General features: G+C 68.1%; 10 protein-coding genes. 3 read left to right on the top strand and 7 right to left on the bottom strand.

The window, feature by feature from the left end:
• Nucleotides 1-13: 13 nt before the first annotated feature.
• The 5 genes from PARHAE_RS08645 to PARHAE_RS08665 are packed head-to-tail and all read right to left on the bottom strand — an operon-like array spanning nt 14 to nt 2735.
• Complete coding sequence (locus PARHAE_RS08645; protein WP_126154202.1) at nt 14-235, bottom strand: glutathione S-transferase N-terminal domain-containing protein; 222 nt, start codon at nt 233-235, stop codon at nt 14-16.
• On the bottom strand, nt 232-579 hold the full coding sequence (locus PARHAE_RS08650; protein ID WP_126154203.1) for a VOC family protein: 348 nt from the start codon (nt 577-579) through the stop codon (nt 232-234). Before PARHAE_RS08650 ends, PARHAE_RS08645 begins: the two co-directional genes overlap by 4 nt.
• A complete protein-coding gene (locus PARHAE_RS08655; protein WP_126154204.1) occupies nt 576-1217 on the bottom strand; it encodes a glutathione S-transferase family protein in 642 nt (213 codons plus the stop codon). Before PARHAE_RS08655 ends, PARHAE_RS08650 begins: the two co-directional genes overlap by 4 nt.
• A complete protein-coding gene (locus tag PARHAE_RS08660) occupies nt 1214-2002 on the bottom strand; it encodes a VOC family protein (RefSeq protein WP_126154205.1) in 789 nt (262 codons plus the stop codon). The genes PARHAE_RS08655 and PARHAE_RS08660 overlap by 4 nt, the downstream gene beginning before the upstream one ends.
• A gap of 10 nt (nt 2003-2012) precedes the next feature.
• Entirely contained in the window at nt 2013-2735 is a 723-nt protein-coding gene (locus PARHAE_RS08665; RefSeq protein ID WP_126154206.1) for a DUF1428 domain-containing protein, read from the bottom strand.
• Between the two features lie 82 nt (nt 2736-2817).
• Between PARHAE_RS08665 and PARHAE_RS08670 the strand changes: the two genes are divergently transcribed.
• The gene (locus tag PARHAE_RS08670; protein WP_126154207.1) at nt 2818-3462 is read left to right on the top strand and encodes a winged helix-turn-helix transcriptional regulator; all 645 of its coding nucleotides are present in this window, start codon (nt 2818-2820) and stop codon (nt 3460-3462) included.
• Here the strand turns inward: PARHAE_RS08670 and PARHAE_RS08675 are convergent.
• Complete coding sequence (locus PARHAE_RS08675) at nt 3459-3890, bottom strand: Lrp/AsnC family transcriptional regulator (protein WP_126154208.1); 432 nt, start codon at nt 3888-3890, stop codon at nt 3459-3461. The two genes, PARHAE_RS08670 and PARHAE_RS08675, sit on opposite strands and share 4 nt — an antisense overlap.
• A 176-nt stretch (nt 3891-4066) precedes the next feature.
• Between PARHAE_RS08675 and PARHAE_RS08680 the strand changes: the two genes are divergently transcribed.
• Nucleotides 4067-5221, top strand: a complete 1155-nt coding sequence (locus PARHAE_RS08680) for a type III PLP-dependent enzyme domain-containing protein (RefSeq protein ID WP_126154209.1) — start codon at nt 4067-4069, stop codon at nt 5219-5221.
• 123 nt (nt 5222-5344) lie between these two features.
• Here the strand turns inward: PARHAE_RS08680 and metF are convergent, their stop codons facing one another.
• Entirely contained in the window at nt 5345-6214 is an 870-nt protein-coding gene (gene metF / locus PARHAE_RS08685) for a methylenetetrahydrofolate reductase [NAD(P)H] (protein WP_126154210.1), read from the bottom strand.
• A gap of 90 nt (nt 6215-6304) precedes the next feature.
• Between metF and PARHAE_RS08690 the strand changes: the two genes are divergently transcribed.
• On the top strand, nt 6305-7219 hold the full coding sequence (locus PARHAE_RS08690; RefSeq protein WP_126154211.1) for a LysR family transcriptional regulator: 915 nt from the start codon (nt 6305-6307) through the stop codon (nt 7217-7219).
• Nucleotides 7220-7435 lie beyond the last annotated feature (216 nt).

Consider the following 7435-nt stretch of genomic DNA (forward strand, 5'->3'; position numbering starts at 1 on the left):
CAAAGGCCAAGTGTCAGCGGAACCGGGCGGGAATCCGGTCTGCGAAGGGGAACCAGTGCAGCCAGGGCTTGGCCTCGTCCAGCACCCGGATGACCGAGGGCCGCGCCAGCAGGCGTTCGAAATAGGCCGACAGGTCGATGTGGCGAAAGCTGAAATCAGCGCCCGACTCATGCAGGGCGATCAGCACCTTCTGGCAATAGCTGGACAACGGGTGGCCAAAGAGGATCAGGCTCATTCCTCGCCCTCTCTCGGCTTGCGGACCAGCACCACCACGCCTGCCGGGTCCGAGGTCCAGTGGCCGGTCACGCCGTCCAGCGGTTCAAGTTCGTCGCGTTGCGGGCTGCCCAGACGGGCCAGTGCCGCATCGGGGTCGTCGCTGAACAGTTCCAGCCAGACATCCGCCTGCGATTGTTGCGGAACGCGGTCGATCCACAGGGTGAAGCCGTTGAAGTCGAAGCCCATGCTGGCGGACAGTTCCCTTGTCACGCGCAGGCCGATCCGGTCGCGGTAAAAGGCGACCGTCTCGTCCCAGCGATGCTGCGGAACCTTGATGGCGATGTTGCGGCCGGGGCGGATCATGCCGCCCCCCGGCGCGCATCCGCCGCCCGCCAATGCGCCATCTGGTCGGCCAGGGCCTTGCGAAAGGCGGGCCGCGCGGTGGCGCGTTCCAGATAGGTGGCAAGCTGCGGCAGGTCGTCCAGCAGCCCGTTCTGCGCCGGGATCCGCAGCACGTCGGCCATGATGATGTCGGCCGCCGTGAAGGCGTCGCCCGCGATCCAGTCGCGCCCCGCCATCGCCGCCTGCACCTGCGCGAGCCGCTGCCGGACCAGCGGCTCGCGCCGGGCCGCGCCCGCCTCGTCCTTGTCGAAGAACCGGGCGAGGATCCAGGCGATGCAACAGACCTCGACGCTGTTCAGCGCGGCGATCAGCCATTGCTGGACCTGCGGGCGCTGCGCGTCGGGCATCAGCGCGGTGCCCTGGGCCAGGTGCAGCAGGATCGCGCCGGTTTCGAACAGGGTCAGGTCGCCGTCGCGGATGAAGGGCACCTGGTGGAACGGCTGGCTTGCCAGATGCGCGGCGGTGCGGTCCTTCATCGGCACGGTTTCGACCCGATAGGGGCGGCCCAGTTCCTCCAGCAGCCAGCGGACGCGCAGGTCGCGCACGAAGCCGCGCGGAAAGTCGGGCACCCAGTCATAGGTGGTCAGGACCAGCGTCATGCCGCCGTCTCCAGCGGACCCACCACGGCGAACCAGGCCCCCTGTGGATCGGTGGCGACGGCGATATGGGCGCCGCCCGGAACCTCGTGCGGGCCGTGTTGGACCGTGCCGCCGCCTTCGCGGATCCGGGCGATGGCCGGGTTGACGCCATTCACGCCGAAATAGGCCAGCCAGCAGGGTCGCGGCGCGCCGCCCAGGCCCATCATGCCGCCGATATCGGCGCCGTCATGGCGGAACAGTTGATAGGTGCCCATCTCGCCCATGTCCATCGCCTCGCCCTTGGACCAGCCGAACAGGTCCGCATAGAAGGCGAATCCCGCCGCCGGATCGCTGGACATCAGTTCCGTCCAGTTGCCATGCCCGGCCCTCCGCTGATCGAAGGCCCCGCCGCCCGAGCCGTCCGCCATCGGCAGCGGCGCGAGGATCCCGAAGGGCGCGCCCTGCGGATCGGCCGCGACGGCAAAGCGGCCGGTTCCGGGAATGTCGGCCGGCTCTTTCCAGATCCGCCCGCCCGCGGCGGCGATCGCCGCCGCTGCGCGGTCGGCATCGTCCACGCCGAAATAGATCGTCCAGTTCGGCGGCATCTCTGCCATCCCGTCCGGGATTTCCATCAGACCCGCCACCATGTCGCCATCGGACGAGGCGAGGTGATAGGCGAACCCCTCCATCCCCGCATCGGCGACCTGCCAGCCCAGCAGGCGGGCATAGAAATCGCCCGCCGCCCCCAGTTGCCCCTGGGTCGTCGCAAGCTCGAACCAGACGGGAAGCCCGTGAACCTTGGTCATGGTCGCCCCCTTACGCGGTCTTGCTGTCGAAGACGGGCGTGAAGCCGCCCCAGAACATCCGCATCCCGTCGAAGGGCATTTCGGGCATCTCCATGTCGGCCATCTCGGCCTCCATCTTCCGGCCCGCCTCGTCGCAGGTGGCGCGGTCAGGCCATTCGATCCAGGAAAACAGCGGCACCTCGCCGTCGCGGGCATCGGTGGCGCGATAGAAATCGGTCAGCTTGCCGTGGGGCACATCGTCGCCCCAGCATTCCACCTGGTACTGCGCGCCATAGCCCCGGAACATCTCGGTCGCGCTTTTGGCCATGTCGATATAGGCCTGCTTCCTGTCCGCCGGCGCCGCCAGCACGAAGCCCTGGACATAGCTGCCGGGACGGCTTTCGCCTTCCTCGACGATGGGCGCGAAGCCGCCCCAGAACATGCGCGCGCCGTCGAAGGGCATCTCTGGCATCTCGGGCACGTCGGTGCCGTCCTGCATCCCCGCCCAAGCCGCGTCGGCGGTCGCCCTGTCCGGCCATACGACCCAGGAAAACAGCGGCACCTCGTCTTCCCTGGCCTGGGTGGCGCGATAGAAATCGGTCTGCTTGCCGGGCTTCACATCCTCGCCCAGGCATTCGACCATCCGCAGCGCGCCGCGTTTCTGGAACCAGGGCCAGCCAGCCTTGGCATGGGCGATGAAGGCGTCCCTGTTCGCGCGCGGCACGGCGGCCACGAAACCGGAAATATAGGTCATCTGATTCCTCCCCTGGGGTCAGGCCCCGATGAGTCGCAGCGTGGCAGTTGAAGTATCAAAAAGCAACTGATAGTATGAAAAAATGACTGACGCCGGCGAAACCACGCGCATCCGCTATGACGAGGGCTGCCTTGCGGCCCATGCCCTGAACGTGTTCGGCGACCGCTGGGCGCTGCTGATCGTGCGGGAACTGATGCTGGCGCCCAAGCGGTTCCAGATGATCCGCCAGGGCTTGCCGGGGATCACCGCGACGGTGCTGACGCAGCGGCTGGGGCAGTTGGCGCAATCGGGTGTGCTGACCCATGACGCGGCCCTGGGCCTTTATGCGCTGACCGACAGCGGCCGGGCGCTGCTGCCGGTCTTGCAGGCGATGTGCCGCTGGGGGGCGGTCCATCCCGGCCATGATCCGCGGCGCTTCATCAGCCCCACGGCGCTGATGATTTCCATGACCGCGATGATCGGCGACGCGCGGGGCCATGTCGCCGCCGCCGCCTTCCGTACCGCGCGCGAAGGCTTCGTGCAGCGCCTGTCCGGCGACGGTGTGCTGCGGCCCCAGGCCCTGGCCGATCCGCAGGGCGATTTCACGCTGGAGGGCGACGGCAACAGCCTGGCGCGGGCGGTCTATGGCCCGGTGCCGCTGGCCCGTCTGGCCGACGAAGGGATGATCGGCCTGGCGGGCGACGCGCGGGCCGCGCAGGACTTCGTGGACCTGTTCCGGCTGCGCTAGACCGCGCGGTCCAGCTTGGTCGTCAGGTGGATCAGGCTTTCATGCGACCGGATGCCGTCGATGGCGCCGATGCGGTCCAGGGCCTCGTCCAGTTCCGCCGTCGATCCGCTGACGATCTGCACCAGCAGGTCGATCCGGCCGCTGGTGGTGTGGATCCGCTCGACCTGGGACATTGCCTTCAGCCGCGACAAGATGGCGGGCTGGCTGCGAGGCTCGATCGCCAGCAGGACGGTGGCGCGGATCCGGCCCAGCCTGGCGGCGTCGCCCAGGCGCAAGGTGTATCCGGCGATGGCGCCCGATGTTTCCAGCCGTTCCAGCCGCGCTTGCAGCGTCGACCGCGCCACCTTCAGCCGCCGCGCCAAGACCGCGATGGATGTGCGCGCGTCCTGCGACAGCAGCGCCACGATGTTGCGATCCAGATCGTCCAATCGGCGAGGCCCCGCTGTTTCGTCAAAATGACACAATGTTCGGCATAATAGCGCGCAAGGGGCGCGAATCTACCCTTTTCATCGGTGAAATTGAAACCCAAAAGCGCCATTCTGGGTTAAGGGGCTTCGACCTGACGACACCCGCCCGCATCCAACGCGCGAAAGGATCCCACGCAATGGGGACACAGAAGACCGTCTGGGACAATCCGGCCGAGATCATCCGCCATCTTCAGCCCGACCATCCGGTGATGGCCTTCGCGCCCACGGTGTTGCAGGACCGGGCGCGGCAGTTTCTAGACGGCTTTCCGGGCCTTGTCACCTATGCCGTGAAATCGAACCCGGACGAGGCGGTGATCCAGAATCTGGTGACCGCCGGGATCCAGGGTTTCGACGTGGCTTCCCCGTTCGAGATCGACCTGATCGGCCGTCTTGCGCCGCGCGCCGCGCGTCATTACCACAACCCTGTCCGCTCGCGCCGGGAAATCGCGCATGGCGTCCGCGAGGGGATCCTCGCCTGGTCGGTGGACAGCCGCAGCGAGCTGGAAAAGCTGTTCGAACAGGTGCCGACCCAGGTGGACGGGCAGGGGGTCGAGATCTCGCCCCGCTTCAAGCTGCCGGTCCTGGGCGCGGCCTATGATTTCGGATCGAAATTCGGGGCCACGCCGGATCTGGCGGCGGATCTGCTGCGGCTGGCGGCGGAACGCGGCTATGTCGCCTCCTTGACCTTCCATCCGGGCACGCAATGCACCGACCCCATCGCGTGGGAAAGCTATATCCGCGTGGCCAGGGAAATCTGCGACATGGCTGGGGTCCGGGCGCGGCGGCTGAACGTGGGCGGCGGCTTCCCCTCGCACCGCGTGGTGGGGGTGGAACCCGACCTGCAATCCATCTTCACCGAGATCGCCGACACCGTCACGGAATGCTTCGGCGACGATGCCCCCGCGCTGGTCTGCGAACCGGGAAGGGGCCTTTGCGCCGACGCCTATGCGCTGATCACCCGCGTCAAGGGGGTGCGCGACGGCACCGACGTGTTCCTGAACGATGGCGTCTATGGCGGACTGGCCGAACTGCCGATCATCGGCAATATCGACCGGATCGAGGTGTTGACGCCGCAGGGCAAGCCCCGCACGGGCGACCGCAACGGCCGCGTGATCTTCGGCCCGACCTGCGATTCGGTGGACCGGCTGCCGGGAGAATTGGCCCTGCCCGACGACATCGCCGAGGACGATTACGTCATCTTCCACGGCGCGGGCGCCTATTCGGTCGTGACCAACACCCGCTTCAACGGCTTCGGCGCCATGACCCGCGCGACAGTGATGGGCTTCGAATGAAGCCTTTCATCTTCGCTTAACCATCCCACAGGGGCTTCCGAGCGCCCGGAAAAAGGTCCAGTGGTCCTTTTTCAGCAAGGAAGGGGCCGGCAGGCCCCGAGTGGGGGGCGTGAAGTCCCCCAGCTAGGCCACCGCCCCCAGATCCAGCGGTTCCACCCCAAGCGCCCCGCAGACCGCCAGCGTCAGGTCGGGCCGGTTCAGCGTATAGAAATGCAGCCGGTCCGCCCCGCCCTCCAGCAACTCGCGGCACAGCTTGACGCAGGTCTGCTCGGACAGGGCGCGTTCGGCCGCCGGGCCTTCGGCGGCGGCTTTGGAAAACGCCTCCTCGGCCCAACTCGGCACGCTGGTGCCGCAGGTCGCGGCAAAGCGTTTCGCCCCGGCCCAGCCCTGGATCGGCAGGATGCCGGGGATGATCGGCGCCTCGATCCCGGCTGCGGCGCATTTGTCGCGGAAGCGGAAGAAGGTCTCGGCATCGAAGAAGAACTGCGTGATGGCGCTGGTGGCGCCCGCGTCGATCTTGCGCTTCAGCCAGGCCACGTCGGCGTCCGCGCCGCTGCTGTCGGGATGCGGTTCGGGGTAGGCGCCGACCCGGATCGTCATGTCGCCGCGCGCGGCGATCGCCTCGATCAGTTCCACCGTGTTGGCGAAGCCCTCGGGATGGGGATTGAAGCGGTCCTGGCCCTTGGGCGCGTCGCCGCGCAGGGCCACGATCTCGCGGATCCCGGCATCGGCATAGGATTGCACGATCTCCATCGTCTCGGCCCGCGTGGCCTCGACGCAGGTCAGGTGGGCGGCGACGGGGATGCCGTAATGGCGGTGGATGGTCGTCACCGCCTCATGCGTCAGCTTGCGGGTGGTGCCGCCCGCGCCATAGGTGACCGACACGAAATCCGGGGCCAGCGGCGCCAGCGCCCGCGCGGTTTCCCACAGCCGGAAGGACGCATCCAGCGTCTTCGGCGGAAAGAACTCGAAACTGATCCGGGGACGGGGCATGGCGATTCCTTTGGCTTTGGGCGCTTGTGCCACGCGCTGCCTCGTGAGACAAATTCATAATCCTCAAGATCAACATGAGTCTGCCTCACCATGCATCTGGAACTGCGGCACCTGCGCACCGTCCGCGCGATCCACGAACAAGGCGGCCTGGCCCGCGCGGCCGAGGTGCTGAACATCACCCAGTCGGCCCTGTCGCACCAGGTCAAGGCGCTGGAGGAGCAGGCGGGCGTCGATCTGTTCGTCCGCCGCGCCAAGCCGATGCGCCTGTCGCCCGCCGGGATGCGCCTGCTGCGGCTGGCCGAGCAGGTGCTGCCCCTGGTCGCCGCCACCGAGGCCGAGTTCAAGGGCGTCGAGGCGGGCCGCATCGGGCGGCTGCATATCGCGATGGAATGCCACGCCTGCTTCGACTGGCTGCTGCCGGTGCTGGACATCTTTCGCCGGACCTGGCCCGAGGTGGACCTGGACATCCGCCAGCGGCTGGCCTTCGGCGCGCTGCCCGCCCTGGCCCGGCAAGAGGTCGACCTGGTGATCTCGTCCGACCCCGAGGAGATGGCGGGCATCGTCTTCCAGCCCTTGTTCGATTATTCGCCCACGCTGGTGGTGCCCGCCGATCATCCGCTGGTGGCCAAGGGCTATGCCGATCCGGCCGATCTGGCCGGCGAAACGCTGATTACCTATCCCATGCACCGAGCGCGGCTGGACGTGTTCAGCCAGTTCCTGACGCCCGCCGGGGTGGAACCGGCCCGGCAGCGCACGGTCGAACTGACCGCCGTGTCGCTGATGCTGGTCGCATCCGGGCGCGGGGTGGCGGTGATGCCCGACTGGGTGCTGCGCCGCGAATCCGCCAATGCGGAAATCGCGCTGCTGCCGCTGACGCAGGGCGGCATCATCCGGCGGCTTTACGCGGCGGTGCGGGCCGAGGATCTGGCGCAACCCTACATGGCCCATGTGCTGCGCCTGTCGCGGACGGAACCGCTGCGGATGCTGCGCGGGGCGGTGGCCTGAAAAACGTCGCAGGGCGGGACAAGGAAACGCACTGCGTTTCCCCGCCCTTCGCGCGACGGTGCCATCAGAGATGGTGCCGCCCGCGACCAGGGAAGGCCGGCGCCCGACCCGGTGGGCGTCCGGCGCCCGCCGGGGGCGGGGCGGGCGCTGGCCGGGCCTTTGAGGCCCGGCGGTTCCGGTGACGATGTCGCGGCGTGGCGAAGGCGATGGCCTTCG

It is taken from the genome of Paracoccus haematequi (assembly GCF_900631945.1).
Lineage (GTDB): Bacteria > Pseudomonadota > Alphaproteobacteria > Rhodobacterales > Rhodobacteraceae > Paracoccus > Paracoccus haematequi_A.